A 14,079-nucleotide genomic window follows, 5' to 3' on the forward strand; every position below is an offset into this window, starting at 1 on the left:
TGTCTCCGAATTGTCGTTGCTATTACCAATTTTGAGCGGGGAAATAATCCGGGCCGTGAGAAGCTCAAGCTATGAGACGGATTCTATGACAGGCTCAACAGAGAGGGAATCTTCGCGGAGTATGCTGGTTAATACCAGATCTTATTCTTCGTCCTCACGCAGCTCGTCAGCCTTCCACTTGAGCTGGCGCAGGATCTGCGTCCGATTCTGGTGGGCGTTCTCGTAGGCAACACACTCTTGCAGGGTCTCCATATCGGGAATCGTCGCGATACCGGCCTCAACCAGTCGGTAATTCGGTGCTTCGAGACGCTTCTCGGTGGGAATTCGTCGTCATTGATGACCTCCTTGTCGGTGAGCGAGCGCATCGTGTTGGAACAGTACCCATCCTGGGCGAAGCCCTCCACGTAGACGGCGTGCTCGCCGAAGAAGTCGTAGCCCGACGTGACGCCCATCGTGATTGGGTCCGGCCGCCCGGGGAGGCGTACCTCGAGGCCGTCGAACATGATGTCCATGTGGACCTCGCCGCCACCCCGGTAGCGCCGGATCTCCCCGAACATCTCGTCACCCAGCGGCGTCCCGTCGATGGTCTCCTCGCGAAGGACCTCTTCCAGCGGGCCGTACACGTCGACCGGGTTGATGATCGAGTACGAGTCAGTCGGGATATGGAACAAGGATCCGTCTCCGCGTCCTCGTCACGGCCCTGCGAGCGGGCGCGACTCGGCTCGACGAGCGCGTTGAACCGCTCCGTCTCGACCCACCCGTCGGTGTATGGATTCTGGTACGCCACGGTCGTCTCGACGGCCTGCGGGAGATCGCGGATCGCCTCGGCGAAGGTCACGGGGTCTGCACCCCCGTGACGTTCTTGGTACCACTCGGGCATTTCGGTGTCGGTACGTCCATCGACGCCAGCGAAGATGGTTCTGGCCTCAGGATCTTTCATTTCGGTCACCTCGATGCAGGAACGCTCATCGACGGATGCCTGCATTGTCTCGCGCCCTGCGCCCCTCTCCCGGGCGCAAAAACAATCTCAAGTCTGAGTGGACCCAGAAGATTAACTATCCAGATGGCGTGTCTTCACACGATGACTATAACTACTGAGTTCGTCCTCCGGTCGTCCTCACTTCCGCTCGTCAGTATCTCAGAGACACTGTCACCGGACGAAATTGAGTGTATTCACGCGCTCTGTCTCCGGCCGGACGTGCAGATCTTTACTATTCAATTCGACCACGACGATGATATCTCCGAGGAAGACTTGCAGGCTCTCGACGATGTCGTAGATGTGGATTCGGTCGGAGAAACAAGTGAGAAGGCAGTCTACAAGCTCACCGTCGAACTGGAAGAGTCTGTCTCGCAGGCGTTCGCCCCCGATTTCGAGGGCGCACAGCTTGAGCCGACGATCATCACGCCGGACGGCTGGTACGAGACGAAGGTTTTCAAGGAGTATGAAGAGTTCAACGACTTTCGGAAGAGCTGTGAGAGCCACGGCATCTCGCTCGATCTTGTCTCCATCTCCTCAGAGCCGTCCGCGTCTGAGGACACATCTCAGGACGGCCTCACCGACCGGCAGCGCGAGGCGCTCACACTCGCTATCTCTCGCGGCTATTACGAGAGCCCGCGTCGGGTCATGGCCGAGGAACTCGCCGAGGAACTCGGAATCTCACAGCCGTCGCTATCGAGTCTCCTCCGTCGTGGAGAACGACAGCTCATCACATCCTCCCTCGACTCTCAAGTTCAGTTGTCCACGCCGTCTAGTTAGGTGGAATCGGGGTCTGTGATTCGTCGAGATAGTTCCTATCTCAACCGGTCGCGTTAAGTTTGGCGTGAATTGTGGTAGACGGCGACGGCTTCGAGCCAATTTTGAGCTGTCTCCAGCGCGACATTGCTGAAACTATTTGCGAACGATGATGTTCGACGTTCTATTTCCCAGAAGACACGTTCGATAGCGTTCCGATTTCCATGGCGAATCACTCGAAATCGATAGCCGTCTTCAGCAAGGACTGGTCCAAGATAGTCTGCATCATCAACGAGAAATTCGACGTCATTCAGCTGGTAGCGCCGATGCAGCTCGGTTAGAAACTATCGCGTTGATTGCTTATTTGTGGTCGGATAGAGACTCACGTGGAGAATTTCGTTCGTATACGGATCAACCGCGCCGTACAGCCAGAACTTCTGTCCGTGGAGGCGGATCATCTTTTCGTCAACCGCGAGTTGATCCTCCGAGACGGTCGAGATCGGCTGTAGATCCGCTTTATGAACCCAATCGTGAACAGCGACGTGTCTCCGAACGATCCCAAACCTTTCGAGATGCTTACTTACCTCGCGCAGAGATATACCGGCCAAGTGACAGCGGATCCCTACTTCAATCGCCCAGCGCGGCGTCCGCTCTCGCTCCACAAACGACAAGTCGATCCACGCGATACGTTCGCTGAGGCGGTCGAATTCTGTCATAGACACTCAGAACACGTCCGCCTCATTCACTAACTTAACGCGACCCTTTTCAGCCACTCCGCCAGAACACTTTTCACCCGTTCCCCGCCTCGATACAGGTAATGGCGACCACTTCGGAGAACGACCGTGCCGACGGAGTGGAGTTCACCTACGAGGAGGACCTCGTGACGGCACGCGACGTTGAGTCGGGCGTCGCCGCGTCCGGCAAGTCGAAGCCGGTGGCACTCTCCCGGCTCGCGGACGCGTTGACCCTCCACGCCGGCGGCGGCGAGCCGATCGGAGACGAGGAGGCGTTCTTCGAGGAGATCGGCGTCGACGCAGACGAGATCGAAGACGCGGGCGATCCGCCCTGGGAGTAGTCGTCTCGATGGTCTATGCGAGTTTTGACGGCCGTGAGATCGTGAAGGCGCTCCGCTCGATGCGCTATCGACCGGTCGGTCGCGAGGGGAGTCACGTGAAGCTCCGGTACGATCACCCGGAGACTGACGAGGTTCGGGTCGTGAGCGTTCCACTCACCGACAGAACGCTTATTCGAGCGGTCCACGAAGAGGAGGTATGGCAAGTGCGACACGCGACCCGTCCAACGGGGAGGGGGTCGAGTTCATTCACGAGGATGACGGCTCGATCACCGCGACGGACATCGAGACCGGTGTCGCGTCGTTCGGCGACACGAAGGCGGAAGCCCTCCGGATGCTCGCGGAGGCGATCGAGCTTCACGAAGGCGGCGGCGAGCCCGTGACCGAAGAGGACCTCGAAGAGTGGGGCCTCGAGGACGCGGAGCCCGGCGACAAGGATCTTCCCGAATTCATGCAGTGAATGGTCCGGACGAACTTTTCCGGGCGAGATATCGCGTCGGTACTCCACGATTTCGGATACGAGCGTGTCGGTCGCGTCGGCAGTCACCTGAAGATGCGCTACGAGTCACCAGATACGGACGAAGTCCGGATCGTGACTGTTCCCATGGCGTCCGAAGACGAGATCCCGACCGGGACGCTGCAGTCGATCGCGGACCAGTGCGGAGCCGAGGACTTCCACGCGTGGTGTGAGTGGATCGACGCGCATCGGTGACTGCCGACTTGTGAAAGAAGTCGTCAACGAACCCCCCGAATCCGCCCCGATCACGGTGAGGGCCTCGTCGGTTCTGCCGTACTAAGTGCTACCTTCTTTTGGAAGTTCACATGCGCTTAGAGGCGACCGGCAAGGAGGACCAGCACAAAGTGTGGCTCACGGACGCCGACCTCGAGGAGCTCCGCCGCGCCGCGGGTGGTCACCGCGACGACCTCGTGATACAGCTCGGCGGGTTCGTCGGACTCCGCGCCTTCGAGATCCCGCAGGTCGCGCCGAAGACACGTCAAACGCACGGCCGAGCGCGCGGCCGACGCGACCGGCGACGACGACTTCCGCCACGTGTCGAGTCACGATCTCCGGCGCCGGTTCGCGCAGCGCCTCCTCGTCGATAAACAGGTGAACCCGCGCGTCGTCATGCAGGTCGGTGGGTGGGATTCCTTCCAAGCGATCGAGCCCTACCTGAACGCGCCGACGCCCGAGGTCGTCAACGACGCCTTCGAGGAGGCGGGGTTCGCGTGAGACCGAATATCGATCTTCCGTGGTCGCTCCACGGTGAGATTAAAGAGGTCGCCGAGTCGGAGAACCTCTCCTCGAGAACGTCGACCGTCCCCTCAAGGTCATACTCGCCGTCGGAGTAAACGGCTCCGTGGTCGTGGTGTTCAGCGAACTCTCCGGTCTCGTCGACCACGAGACCGTCCGGACGAGACGCCTCGACGAGGGAGGGCTGGTTACTCATCGACTGAACCCTCCTGGTCGTCCCCCTCGTCGTCGCGTTTCTCCGCGAGCTCGTCGGGGAGGTTACCGTTCTCCTCCGCGGGCCGGAGCTGTTCCGCGAGCGAGCTCGCGTGACAGGATTCGTCGCTCACGCGGACGCACCCCCGTCAACGTCGTCGGGCTTGTACCGGCGAGGGCCGTCCGAGGTCCCTTTCGAGAAGGAGTCGGGACGATCGGGACAGCCGACGAGGTGACCGTACTCGAGGTAGCCGTTGATGCTCCGGGTACAGCGGGCGCCGCAGGTGTCACACCAGAACTCGCGGGACTTCAAGGCGGTGAAGGAGCCGGAGTAGCCGAGGCTCACGCGGGCACACCTCCACTCCGCGCACCGCAGTACGGCGTAGAGGCGCGCCTAGTGATCTGTTGGAATTGCGATTTTGGACCCCCTCCTCAGGAGTGTTAGAACGACGAAATTGGGTGGCTGGGGAGTCCCAGCCCACCAATCCCGCACGGCCAAAGACCGTGCGCGCAGTAGGTGGGCCAACACGGATTTGAACCGTGGACCTCCCGGTTATCAGCCGAGCGCTCAACCTGACTGAGCTATTGGCCCAGGTGAGCGCATTCGTTCGTTGCGCTGGTAGGATTTTAAGGGTTTCCTTTCGCGAATCGCCCGCAGTCAGTCGGTTTCGGATCGCGTCGGAAACGGCTCACGTGGCGGGGAAAGCGCGTGGAAAGCGGTGCGTCAGTCGGTCCGGTCCGTCTCCTCGTCTTCGACCGTGAAGTCCACGTCGACGACGTCGTCCGCGCGGTCCGCGTCGTCGAAGCGGTCGCTGTCCGAACCGCCGCCGGTGGAGTCCTGACCGTCGAAGTCGTCGTTGCCGTCGAACTCATCCTCGTCGAAGTCGTCGCCGTCGAAGTTGCCAGCGCCGAAGTTCCCGCCACCGAACGCGCCGCCGCCCATCGTGAACCCGGCACCGGCGCCGTCTCCGTCGCCGCCGGGGAAGCCGCCGATGTAGACGTTTCCGGTGGTGAACCCGTCGGTTTCGCGGTCGAGGTACGGGATCACGACGTACTTCTTGAGGGCTATGCGGATCGGGACCCGCGAGAGCGGGAGCGCGAGAAGGAACCCGACCGCGTCGGTGACGAGCCCCGGCGTGAGCAGGAACGCGCCGGCGGCGATCAGGAGGCCGCCGTCGAGCAGTTCGTCGGTCGGCGGCTCGCCGCGTGCCAGTTTGCGCTGGACCCGCGCGAGCGTTGCGCGTCCCTCGGCGCGGAGGAGAAGCATCCCGAGGACGGCCGTCAACACGACGAGCGCGACCGTGACCGGCCACCCCAGCCGCGTCGCGACGACGATCAGGAACAGCGCGTCCACGAGGGGGACGACGAGGAGCAGCGCGAGCAGCGTTCGCGGGCGCATACCGTCGTCTTCCCGCCGGGGACCCATAGCCCTTTTCGTCCGGGGCTTGCGGGGTCGGTGGCGTCACCGCTCCGCAGTCGTCCGTCTCGCCGGTCCGTGGCCGGCCGTCTCTCCCGCCCCGCGACCGCCACGGCTTTGACCGACCGGTTCGAGCCGACCGTATGGACATCGTCGGCGCGCTCGGCCGCGACCCCCCGGACCGCGAGTCGCCGCCGCGGTGGCTCGCTCCGCTCCCGAAGGCGCTGGAGGACGTGGCCTTCCGGTTCGTCTGGGTGATCGTCGCCATCAACCTCCTCGGCACCGCGTTCGGCTTCTGGTACTACCGGTTCCAGTTCCGCGAGCTCCCGGTCGAGATGTGGCCGTTCATCCCCGACAGTCCCGGCGCGACGCTTCTGATCGCGCTCGCGCTCGCGGCGTGGGGGCTCGGCCGGTCGAGCGACACGCTCGCGACGCTCGCCTTCTTCGGGAACGTCAAGCTCGGGCTCTGGACGCCGTACGTGCTCGCCGTCTTCTCCCCCGCGTTCCTCGCGAACTCGGGGCCCGCGATGTACGCGTTCCTCTTCGTGAGCCACCTCGGGATGGTCGTGCAGGCGTTCGTGCTCCACCGGATCACCGACTTCCCGCTGAAGGCGGTCGCGGTCGCGACCGCGTGGTACACGGTCGACCTGCTGATGGACTACTTCGTCCCGGTGATCGGCGAGGTGACCCACACGTCGATCCCCTACCCCGACGCCGAGCCGTGGTTCACGACGACCGTGCTGCAGGTCGCGGCGGCCGGCGCCGTCGCGCTCACGGTGATCCCGCTGTTCTGGGCGCTCGCGACGCGGATCGCGACGCTCCGGGTCCGCCTCCGCTCCGGCGACGAGACCTGATTCAGCGACAACGCCCGCCCCCGCGACCCCACCCGTGGCGTCCCCCGTTTAAGTCCCCGCGGACCGTCGACCGTGTTATGAGCGCGTACGAGCGGATCGCGGACCTGTCCGTGACGATCGAGTCGGTGGAGCGCCGCCGATACACGGAGAAGACGACCAGCGGGTTCGAGCGAACGACCACCGAGTTCCGCCTCGCGGGCGACGGCGTTATCGGGCGAGGGGAGGACGTGACCTACGAGACCGAGGACCACGCCGCGCTCGTCGGGACCGACCCCATCGACATCGAGGGCGAGTGGACGATCGACGAGCTGTCGACACGTCTCGACGAGATCGACCTGTTCGCGCACAAGGCGCCCGCACAGGAGTACTTCCGCAACTACCGCCGGTGGGCGGTCGAGAGCGCCGCGCTCGATCTGGCGCTCCGGCAGCGCGAGGAGTCGCTCGGCGAGTATCTCGGTCGCGATCCCGAGCCGGTCCGGTTCGTCGTCTCGACGCGGCTGGGGGAGCCGCCAACCACGGACCGCGTCGAGGAGCTGCTCGCCCTCGACGACGAGTTGGAGTTCAAGCTCGACCCGACGCCCGACTGGCCGGAGGAGGCGTTCACGGCGCTCAGAGAGACCGACGCGGTGCGAATCCTCGACCTGAAGGGCTGGTACGAGGGCACCGACGTCGACGTCGAGGCCGATCCCGAGCTGTACCGCGACGTGTTCGCCGCGTTCCCGGCCGCGATCGTGGAGGACGCCGCGTTCACGCCACAGACGCGCCCGCTCGTCGAGCCGCAGGCCGACCGGCTCTCCTTCGACTACCCGATCGACGGCGTCGCGAGCCTCGACTCGCTCCCGGTCGAGCCGGGATGGTGTAACATCAAGCCCTCCCGGTTCGGCACCCTCGAATCGCTGTTCGAGACGATCGCGTACTGTCAGGACGAGGGGATCGAGCTGTACGGCGGCGGCCAGTTCGAGCTCGCTAGCGGTCGGACCGCGGTCCAGACGCTCGCGGCGCTGTTCTACCCCGACGGACCGAACGACGTGGCGCCCCGGCCGTTCAACGACCCCGAGGCGTCGTCGCCGTATCCGATGAGCCCGCTTCGGCCGGACCGCGACGCCGTCGGCTTCGAGTTCTAGGCGGACAAGAGGCGCCAGCTTCCGGCCGCTACCGCTCGCGCTCCGTGACTCGGTCCGACGACCGCGACGCCTCGACGTCGCGGCCGGTCGCGGAGTCACGCTCGGTCCCGGAGCCGAACCGGGACGCCTCGTCCCCATCGCGCTCGCAGGCGTCGGTGATCCGTTGGGCTCCGTCGGCGAGCGCGTCGAGCGCGGCGACCAACCGGTAGCTGAGGTACAGACCGACCGGTAGCGCGACGCCGATCATAAGGCCGAGGAGGAGCTGTGCGACGATCACGAGCGAGTAGACGATCACGAGGAGCGAGACGACGGCCACCACCGTCCCGACCGGCGTTCGGAGGGCTTCGGAGGGAGAGAGCGGGTCGTGTGCCATACGCGGCGCTACCGTCGCGGGCTAGTTAAAAATAAACGCGAGCGGCGGGCGAGACGCGATCCACCTCAGTCGTCGGCGGGAGCCGCGGAGTCGCCGGCGGAGACGCCGGTTCCGGGCCCGATGTCGATCCCGAGTTCGTCGAGCTTCTCGTCGGGAACGACGCCGTCGACCCAGTCGCGGGTCTCGTAGTACTCGGCCTTCATCTCGTCGAGTTCGACCAGTTCGCCCTCGCTGGCGCCCGTGCCGGGGATGGCGTCCGGGTGCCCCTCGACGAAGCGGTTCGGCAGGGTGTCGTCCGCGCCGTCGAAGCCGACGAGATTGTTGTAGTAGCGTTCGAGGTTGTACACCCGTTCGCCGGCCTCGAACAGCTCGTCCTCTGAGAGGTCGCGGCCGGTCATCCCGTTGTACTGGAGCACGTACTCCTCGATCCCCTCCGCGAACGCGCTGAACTTGCAGATGTCGAAGGAATCCGACACCGCGTGCAGGTTCTGGAAGGTGGCGGTGAGCTCGCCTTTCCCCTCCCACTCGTACGGGTCGACCTTCTCCGGAATGCCGAGGATCTCGGCGGCCGGCGTGTAGCCGCGCAGGTGGCAGGCGCCGCGGTTGGAGGTCGCGTACGCGATCCCCATCCCCTTCATGCAGCGCGGGTCGTACGCCGCCATCGTCTGGCCCTTCACGGAGAGCTTGTTGCCGTGCGCGTCCTTCGCGTCGGCGACGCGCTCGGGGCCCTCCGCGAGGAGGTCACCGAGGTCCGAGGAGCGGTGACCGATCTCGTCGAGCAGATCGATCATCGTCTCGGAGTCGCCCCAGTCGAGGTGGCCGACGCCGTCGAGTTTCCCCTCCTCGCTCATCTCCATCGCCATCGCCATCATGTTTCCGGAGTCGATGGTGTCGATGCCCAGATCGTTACACCGGTCGATCATCACGGCGACCTCGTCGCGGTCGGAGTGCCCGGAGTTCGGGCCGAGCGCCCACGCGGACTCGTACTCGTACGACTCCATGCGGACGTTCATCTCCTCGCCCTTGTGCGTGGCGTCGACCTCGACCTCCTTCTTACACGCCACCGGACAGGAGTGACACGTCGGCTCGTCGACGAGGATGTTCTCGCGGACGTTCTCGCCGGAGACGCGCTCGGCCTGTACGTCGACCCCGTCGGCCTCGCTGTACGCCTCCGTCGAGGTGTGTCTCGCGTTCTTCGTCGGGAGACCGTCCATCTCCTCCGTCGCGTTCATCAGGACGTTGGTGCCGTACATCGAGAGCCCGCCCTCGTTGGGCGCGGTCACGTCGGACTCCCGGATGACCTCCATCGCCTGCTGGTATCCCTCCTGGAACGTCTCGGGGGCGGCCGGCTTCGGCATGTTGGTGCCCGACTTCACGACGACGGCCTTCACGTTCTTCGAGCCCATCACGGCGCCCGTGCCGCCCCGGCCCGAGGCGCGGTCGTCCTCGTTGATGACGCAGCCGTAGCGTACCTCGTTCTCGCCGCCCTGTCCGATCGCCATCACGGAGACGTTTCGCCCGACCTTCCCGTCGACCTCCTCGCCGATGGCGTCGATCGCGTCGTGGACGCCCTGTCCCCAGAGGTGGGAGGCGTCGCGTACCTCGACCTCGCCGTCCTCGACGAACAGGTAGACTGGTTCGTCGCTCGCGCCGTCGAGCAGGATGCCGTCGAGCCCGGACCACTTGAGCCGCGCCCCCGACCAGCCGCCGTGGTGCGAGTCGGTGACCGTTCCCGTCAGCGGGGATTTGGTAACGAACGCGACCCGGCCGCTCATCACGGTCTGGGTCCCCGTGAGGGGACCGGTCATGATCGCGAGCCGGTTGTCCGGCCCCAGCGGGTCGACATCTGGGCCGGCGTCGAAGACGTACTTGACGCCGAGCCCGCGCGCGCCGATGAACTTCTCCGCGTCCTCCCCGTCGATCCCCCGGTAGTCGACCGCTCCGTCCCCGAGATCGACCTGTGCAACTCGGTCTCTGTAGCCGCCCATTTCAGTCATGTAATGCTCGTTCATTATAGATGGACCGTAGCGGGTTAGTTGTTCACCTCCGGACGCAATGAGTATCGGTTACGCCGACGCCCCGGAAGTCGCCGTCGAAGTATATAAGCGAGCGGAGCGAGACGAGGGCGAAAATCGCCGACAGAGCGGGATTCGAGACGCGTTCACACGCCCTGACCGGCGGTCGTACTGCCGACCGGTTTCGGCGCGGGCGAGTCCGCCGGGCGATAGCACCTGCTCCGTGACCGGCCCGTGACCGCTAACTTCGCGGGCCGTGAACGGGAGCACGTGATCGGGATCGACCGCGAACGCGACGGCGACGACCAGGCCGACCGGGGAGCGCGAATCGGTCAGTGGGTCGGCACCGTCGGATTCGCGTCGCTGCTCCTCGGCGCCTCGCTGATTCCGGTGTCGTGGATCGCGCCCGCTGACGGTTCGGGTAGCGGGAGCGCCGGAACCGTCGGCGCGCTCCCCCTCGATATCGGTTTCACCGATCCCTTCCACCTCGTCGGCTACGCGGTCTTGGCGCTCCTCGCGAGCCGCGCGATCGGTCGGGGTCGGCGCGGGCTTCTCCTCGCTGCCGGGGCGGCGGTCGCGTTCGGGTTCGGGATCGAACTCCTGCAGGCCCCGATCCCGTGGCGGTCGTTCGGGTGGGACGACGCCGCCGTCAACGCTGTCGGGGCGGCGGTCGGTCTGGGCTCTGTCGTCGTGGTCGCCACGGTCGACGCGAGAACCATGGCCCGCGAGCGCCCGCGATGACGACACGGCTTTACGCGCTCGCCCGCTTCCACCGGTAATGAGCAAGCCGAGCCCCGACGCGTACGAGCAGGGGCGCGGGATGGACGCGCACAACGCCGTGATGCGCGACATCCGCGCCGAGCGCTCGGAGACGTACGACCCGACGGAGCCCACCCGCGTGTGGATCGACGAGGACAACACGCCCGACGGGGTCGTGAACTCCCTCACGATCATCCTCAACACCGGCGGCTGCCGGTGGGCCCGCGCCGGCGGCTGCACCATGTGCGGCTACGTCGCGGAGTCGGTCGAGGGCGGCAGCGTGAGCCACGAGGCCCTCATGAACCAGATCGAGGTGTGTCTCGACCACGAGCGCGAGGAGGCCGACGCCCCCGCCGAGCTGATCAAGATCTACACCTCCGGCTCGTTCCTCGACGAGCGCGAGGTCCCCGCGGAGACCCGGCGGGCCATCGCCGAGACGTTCGCGGACCGGGACCGGATCGTCGTCGAGTCGCTGCCGGACTTCGTGAGTCAGGAGAAGATCGGCGACTTCGCGGACCACGACATCGCGACCGACGTGGCGGTCGGGTTGGAGACCGCGACCGACCGCGTCCGTCACGACTGCGTGAACAAGTACTTCGACTTCGCCGACTTCGAGGACGCCTGCGCGGAGGCGGCCGCGGCCGACGAAACGTTCGACGCCGACGTGGGGATCAAGGCGTACCTCCTGATGAAGCCGCCCTTCCTCGCGGAACCGGAGGCCGCCGCCGACATGATCGACTCGATCCGGCGCTGCGCCGACGTGGACGGCTGTCACACCGTTTCGATGAACCCGACCAACGTCCAGCGGTACACGATGGTCGACGAGCTGTTCTTCGAGGGGGGGTACCGTCCGCCGTGGCTCTGGTCGGTCGCGCACGTCCTCGAAGCGACCGCCGACGTCGACGCCATCGTCGTCTCCGACCCGGTCGGGCACGGTTCCGATCGCGGCGCGCACAACTGCGGCGAGTGCGACGACCGCGTCCAGACCGCGATCAAGGACTTCGACAAGCGGCAGGACCCAAGCGTCTTCGAGCAGGTGTCCTGCGAGTGCGAGGCGACGTGGGAGCTCGTGATGGAAGAGGAGACGAGCTACAACATGCCGCTCGCGCGGTAGCTCCGTCTTCCGCCTTCTGTCCTCCGTCCTCCGCCTTCTGCCTCCTGTCCTCCGCCTTCTGCCTCCTGTCCGAAAGCGACGCGATCGTGGGCGATAGCGATCATATCTCTCGGCGTTTCCGAAACGTCCGATCTATTTTGTACGAACTTTCAAACGATATACGCATTGTAGGCCGGATTATACCGAACGATCAGGTCGAAAAAGACCCTTATACCTCCGGATACTGAGGTGAACCATGAACGCAGACGCCAGCGGTCCCCGGTCCTCCCGCGGGAAGTCGGTCCTGTTCTGTGCCGAGTGCAGCTTCGAGAACCCCGTCTCCGAGGGGTGGCTCGTCGTCAGCGACGGCGACGAACGCACCATCGTTTGCCCGGAGTGCGGTCACGTCGCCGACCACCGGACGGAGCGGTCGGCCCCGGCGCCGCGGGCGGACTGAGCCGTCGCGATCGAGAGCCGTTGCGCCTCACTCCCTCCTCTGCGCGCGCTCTGACAACACCGGAATCGTGTTGAGTGTCTCGTCGTCGAGCACGTCCCAGTCGATCCCCTCCGGGCGCGGATAGGGCGTGTCGGTTCCAATCGTTCGCTCGGGAGTCACCACTAGGTCGAGCGGCACGTCGTGCGCGTCGGGCGCCGGAAGCTCGGCGGTGTCCGCGATCGGCGATTGGGGACCGTCGAGGACCGACAGCTCGTGGACCGTGGTCGCCACGGCGGTCGCGTCGTCGTCGGGCTTCGCCCGACTGTCACCGGGCGAAGCCCGGTTGCCCGAGGGACTCTGTCCCTCGCTGCCAGAGGCGCTTTGCGCCTCTCTGTCGACGGCGCCGAGCTCGCTGAGCACGCCCCACTCCAAGTCGCTGTACCCCTCACCCTTCCCGATCCGGGCGCCGTCGGTCGTGACGCCCACCGAACCGGCGATCACGAGGTCGATGTGCGGCACGTCCTCCGGCGGGACCGGGGTGCCGTGCGTCGAGATGCCCGAAACGGTGGTGGCGTCGTCTATCTCCCCCGGAGCGATGTCGGCCGGGTCGAGCCGGAGAAACGGATCGCCGTCGCGGAGCCGCGGCTGGGCGACGTACACCGTCTTTCCGGCGCGGAGCGCGGCGCGCCGCACGGGGAGCTGCGGCGCGTCTGGGTTGCACTTCAGCGTCGTCGCCGTCGCCCACGTCTCGGTGTCGGTTAGGCGGTCGCACGCGGCGTCGGCGCCCGCGAAATTCGGGATCCGGTCGTGCGGCGGGAACGGGAACCGGGCTTCGCCGCGCTCCTCGACGGCGTCCCAGACGGTCTCGCGGACGGCCTGTTTGTCCATGGTCGGACGACGCAGCGCGGCGACAAGTACTCCACGAAGCCGATGTCGTCCCAGTTTCGGCTCCCGCTCATCCCGCTCCAGTCACCCGATCGAATCGATTTACCGATGTGTTTATATATCAGATGTGTGTGAATTCATCCATGCTCGAAGACGGACTTTCATACCCGGTTCGCGACGACTGGATCGGACGAATTATCATCGGGGGCGTGCTGGGCTTCCTCTCGATATTCCTCCTCCCGGCGTTCGTCATCGTCGGGTACCTCGTCCGCGTGCTCGAACAGACCATCGGCGGCGAGGACGTGCCGCCGGAGTTCACCGAGTGGGGCGACCTCCTGATGAAAGGCGTCGTCGGGACGATCATCACGATCGCGTACACGGTGATCCCGGTCGTCGTGTACGGGGTCGTCGTCGCGATCGTGGGCGGGACGAGCGGCGCGATCGGCGGCGACGCCGGCGCGCTCATCGGAGTCGTCGGCGTGCTGCTCGCGCTGGCGTTCATCCCCGTGCTGTTCCTCGTCTACTACGCCGTGCCCGCCGCGCTGTCGGCGTACGCGGCCCGCGGTGAGATCGGGGCCGCGTTCGACCTCGACCTGCTGAAGCCGGCGCTGTTCAGCACCGAGTACCTCGTCGCCGTGCTGATGCCCATCGTCGTGGCGGTGATCACGTGGATCGTCGCGGCGGTACTCGCGGTGACGGTCGTCGGCCTCCTGCTCGTCCCCTTCGTCCAGTTCTACGGACAGGTCGCGGTGTTCCGGATGTTCGGCTCCGCGTTCGCGAGCGTGAACGACCGGATCGAGACGGAGTCGGCCGGCGGCGACGTGGGGACGGTCGGCGACGACGTGGCGTACTGAAGTCGTCCCATCGACGCGTCC

Annotated in this window: 17 protein-coding genes, 1 tRNA gene and 4 pseudogenes; 11 read left to right on the top strand and 11 right to left on the bottom strand. The window is 65.5% G+C overall.

Annotated features, from left to right (window positions below; genetic code table 11):
• Window positions 1-141: 141 nt before the first annotated feature.
• Window positions 142-338: pseudogene (locus ESO89_RS18625) on the bottom strand (hypothetical protein).
• Window positions 336-985 (bottom strand): annotated as a pseudogene (locus tag ESO89_RS19420) (hypothetical protein); the annotation flags it as partial. The pseudogenes ESO89_RS19420 and ESO89_RS18625, both read right to left, overlap by 3 nt.
• 96 nt (window positions 986-1,081) lie before the next feature.
• On the opposite strand from ESO89_RS19420, the gene ESO89_RS14735 reads away from it, so the two are divergent.
• Entirely contained in the window at window positions 1,082-1,756 is a 675-nt protein-coding gene (locus tag ESO89_RS14735) for a helix-turn-helix domain-containing protein (RefSeq protein WP_128906222.1), read from the top strand.
• Window positions 1,757-1,809: 53 nt separating this feature from the next.
• Here ESO89_RS14735 and ESO89_RS14740 read toward each other — a convergent pair.
• Window positions 1,810-2,448: pseudogene (locus tag ESO89_RS14740) on the bottom strand (IS6 family transposase).
• Between the two features lie 101 nt (window positions 2,449-2,549).
• Between ESO89_RS14740 and ESO89_RS14745 the strand changes: the two are divergent.
• From ESO89_RS14745 to ESO89_RS19295, 4 genes and pseudogenes are all read left to right on the top strand, one after another.
• On the top strand, window positions 2,550-2,807 hold the full coding sequence (locus ESO89_RS14745; RefSeq protein WP_128906223.1) for a type II toxin-antitoxin system HicB family antitoxin: 258 nt from the start codon (window positions 2,550-2,552) through the stop codon (window positions 2,805-2,807).
• A gap of 196 nt (window positions 2,808-3,003) precedes the next feature.
• Window positions 3,004-3,264 (top strand): type II toxin-antitoxin system HicB family antitoxin, encoded by a 261-nt coding sequence (locus ESO89_RS14750; protein ID WP_128906224.1) that lies wholly within the window; start codon window positions 3,004-3,006, stop codon window positions 3,262-3,264.
• Window positions 3,265-3,516: a type II toxin-antitoxin system HicA family toxin gene (locus ESO89_RS14755; protein WP_128906225.1), complete on the top strand. Its 252-nt coding sequence runs from the start codon at window positions 3,265-3,267 to the stop codon at window positions 3,514-3,516.
• Between the two features lie 110 nt (window positions 3,517-3,626).
• Window positions 3,627-4,035: pseudogene (locus ESO89_RS19295) on the top strand (tyrosine-type recombinase/integrase).
• On the opposite strand, the gene ESO89_RS14765 reads toward ESO89_RS19295, so the two are convergent.
• The 5 genes from ESO89_RS14765 to ESO89_RS14780 all read right to left on the bottom strand — a co-directional run bounded on the left by ESO89_RS14765 (window position 4,001) and on the right by ESO89_RS14780 (window position 5,647).
• Window positions 4,001-4,252 (bottom strand): hypothetical protein, encoded by a 252-nt coding sequence (locus tag ESO89_RS14765; RefSeq protein WP_128906226.1) that lies wholly within the window; start codon window positions 4,250-4,252, stop codon window positions 4,001-4,003. The pseudogene ESO89_RS19295 and the gene ESO89_RS14765 overlap by 35 nt on opposite strands.
• Window positions 4,245-4,382 (bottom strand): hypothetical protein, encoded by a 138-nt coding sequence (locus ESO89_RS18635; RefSeq protein WP_164932811.1) that lies wholly within the window; start codon window positions 4,380-4,382, stop codon window positions 4,245-4,247. Before ESO89_RS18635 ends, ESO89_RS14765 begins: the two co-directional genes overlap by 8 nt.
• Complete coding sequence (locus ESO89_RS14770) at window positions 4,379-4,594, bottom strand: hypothetical protein (protein ID WP_128906227.1); 216 nt, start codon at window positions 4,592-4,594, stop codon at window positions 4,379-4,381. The genes ESO89_RS18635 and ESO89_RS14770 overlap by 4 nt, the downstream gene beginning before the upstream one ends.
• A 172-nt stretch (window positions 4,595-4,766) precedes the next feature.
• A tRNA-Ile gene (locus ESO89_RS14775) sits at window positions 4,767-4,840 on the bottom strand.
• 132 nt (window positions 4,841-4,972) lie between these two features.
• Window positions 4,973-5,647: an FxsA family protein gene (locus ESO89_RS14780; protein ID WP_128906228.1), complete on the bottom strand. Its 675-nt coding sequence runs from the start codon at window positions 5,645-5,647 to the stop codon at window positions 4,973-4,975.
• A 161-nt stretch (window positions 5,648-5,808) separates the two neighbouring features.
• On the opposite strand from ESO89_RS14780, the gene ESO89_RS14785 reads away from it, so the two are divergent.
• Together ESO89_RS14785 and ESO89_RS14790 are read left to right on the top strand one after the other, a co-directional pair.
• Complete coding sequence (locus tag ESO89_RS14785; protein ID WP_128906229.1) at window positions 5,809-6,519, top strand: DUF1405 domain-containing protein; 711 nt, start codon at window positions 5,809-5,811, stop codon at window positions 6,517-6,519.
• A 77-nt stretch (window positions 6,520-6,596) separates the two neighbouring features.
• On the top strand, window positions 6,597-7,643 hold the full coding sequence (locus ESO89_RS14790; RefSeq protein WP_128906230.1) for an enolase-like domain-containing protein: 1,047 nt from the start codon (window positions 6,597-6,599) through the stop codon (window positions 7,641-7,643).
• A gap of 28 nt (window positions 7,644-7,671) precedes the next feature.
• On the opposite strand, the gene ESO89_RS14795 is transcribed toward ESO89_RS14790, so the two are convergent.
• A complete protein-coding gene (locus ESO89_RS14795) occupies window positions 7,672-8,016 on the bottom strand; it encodes a hypothetical protein (RefSeq protein WP_128906231.1) in 345 nt (114 codons plus the stop codon).
• 65 nt (window positions 8,017-8,081) lie between these two features.
• Window positions 8,082-10,013 carry an aldehyde ferredoxin oxidoreductase family protein gene (locus tag ESO89_RS14800; protein ID WP_128906232.1) on the bottom strand — a complete coding sequence of 644 codons (1,932 nt, stop codon included), beginning with the start codon at window positions 10,011-10,013 and terminating at the stop codon, window positions 8,082-8,084.
• A gap of 252 nt (window positions 10,014-10,265) precedes the next feature.
• Between ESO89_RS14800 and ESO89_RS18800 the strand changes: the two genes are divergently transcribed.
• From ESO89_RS18800 to ESO89_RS14815, 3 genes are all read left to right on the top strand, one after another.
• Window positions 10,266-10,772 (top strand): hypothetical protein, encoded by a 507-nt coding sequence (locus tag ESO89_RS18800; protein WP_206731775.1) that lies wholly within the window; start codon window positions 10,266-10,268, stop codon window positions 10,770-10,772.
• Between the two features lie 37 nt (window positions 10,773-10,809).
• Window positions 10,810-11,904, top strand: a complete 1,095-nt coding sequence (locus tag ESO89_RS14810; RefSeq protein ID WP_128906233.1) for an archaeosine biosynthesis radical SAM protein RaSEA — start codon at window positions 10,810-10,812, stop codon at window positions 11,902-11,904.
• A gap of 235 nt (window positions 11,905-12,139) precedes the next feature.
• On the top strand, window positions 12,140-12,340 hold the full coding sequence (locus ESO89_RS14815) for a hypothetical protein (RefSeq protein WP_128906234.1): 201 nt from the start codon (window positions 12,140-12,142) through the stop codon (window positions 12,338-12,340).
• Window positions 12,341-12,367: 27 nt separating this feature from the next.
• Here the strand turns inward: ESO89_RS14815 and ESO89_RS14820 are convergent, their stop codons facing one another.
• Window positions 12,368-13,207 carry a 5-formyltetrahydrofolate cyclo-ligase gene (locus tag ESO89_RS14820; RefSeq protein WP_128906235.1) on the bottom strand — a complete coding sequence of 280 codons (840 nt, stop codon included), beginning with the start codon at window positions 13,205-13,207 and terminating at the stop codon, window positions 12,368-12,370.
• Window positions 13,208-13,347: 140 nt separating this feature from the next.
• Here ESO89_RS14820 and ESO89_RS14825 point away from each other — a divergent pair, with 140 nt between their 5' ends.
• Window positions 13,348-14,058, top strand: a complete 711-nt coding sequence (locus ESO89_RS14825; RefSeq protein ID WP_128906236.1) for a DUF4013 domain-containing protein — start codon at window positions 13,348-13,350, stop codon at window positions 14,056-14,058.
• Window positions 14,059-14,079: the final 21 nt, after the last annotated feature.

This window comes from Halorubrum amylolyticum (assembly GCF_004114995.1).
In the GTDB taxonomy this organism is placed as follows: Archaea; Halobacteriota; Halobacteria; order Halobacteriales; family Haloferacaceae; genus Halorubrum; species Halorubrum amylolyticum.

Coding starts and splice junctions, on each gene's coding strand:
- ESO89_RS14750 (WP_128906224.1), top strand. CDS start 3,004: ATGGCAAGTGCGACACGCGACCCGTCCAACGGGGAGGGGGTCGAGTTC.
- ESO89_RS14745 (WP_128906223.1), top strand. CDS start 2,550: ATGGCGACCACTTCGGAGAACGACCGTGCCGACGGAGTGGAGTTCACC.
- ESO89_RS14800 (WP_128906232.1), bottom strand. CDS start 10,013: ATGACTGAAATGGGCGGCTACAGAGACCGAGTTGCACAGGTCGATCTC.
- ESO89_RS14810 (WP_128906233.1), top strand. CDS start 10,810: ATGAGCAAGCCGAGCCCCGACGCGTACGAGCAGGGGCGCGGGATGGAC.
- ESO89_RS14785 (WP_128906229.1), top strand. CDS start 5,809: ATGGACATCGTCGGCGCGCTCGGCCGCGACCCCCCGGACCGCGAGTCG.
- ESO89_RS14755 (WP_128906225.1), top strand. CDS start 3,265: ATGGTCCGGACGAACTTTTCCGGGCGAGATATCGCGTCGGTACTCCAC.
- ESO89_RS14815 (WP_128906234.1), top strand. CDS start 12,140: ATGAACGCAGACGCCAGCGGTCCCCGGTCCTCCCGCGGGAAGTCGGTC.
- ESO89_RS14790 (WP_128906230.1), top strand. CDS start 6,597: ATGAGCGCGTACGAGCGGATCGCGGACCTGTCCGTGACGATCGAGTCG.
- ESO89_RS14820 (WP_128906235.1), bottom strand. CDS start 13,207: ATGGACAAACAGGCCGTCCGCGAGACCGTCTGGGACGCCGTCGAGGAG.
- ESO89_RS14765 (WP_128906226.1), bottom strand. CDS start 4,252: ATGAGTAACCAGCCCTCCCTCGTCGAGGCGTCTCGTCCGGACGGTCTC.
- ESO89_RS14735 (WP_128906222.1), top strand. CDS start 1,082: ATGACTATAACTACTGAGTTCGTCCTCCGGTCGTCCTCACTTCCGCTC.
- ESO89_RS14780 (WP_128906228.1), bottom strand. CDS start 5,647: ATGCGCCCGCGAACGCTGCTCGCGCTGCTCCTCGTCGTCCCCCTCGTG.
- ESO89_RS14795 (WP_128906231.1), bottom strand. CDS start 8,016: ATGGCACACGACCCGCTCTCTCCCTCCGAAGCCCTCCGAACGCCGGTC.
- ESO89_RS14825 (WP_128906236.1), top strand. CDS start 13,348: ATGCTCGAAGACGGACTTTCATACCCGGTTCGCGACGACTGGATCGGA.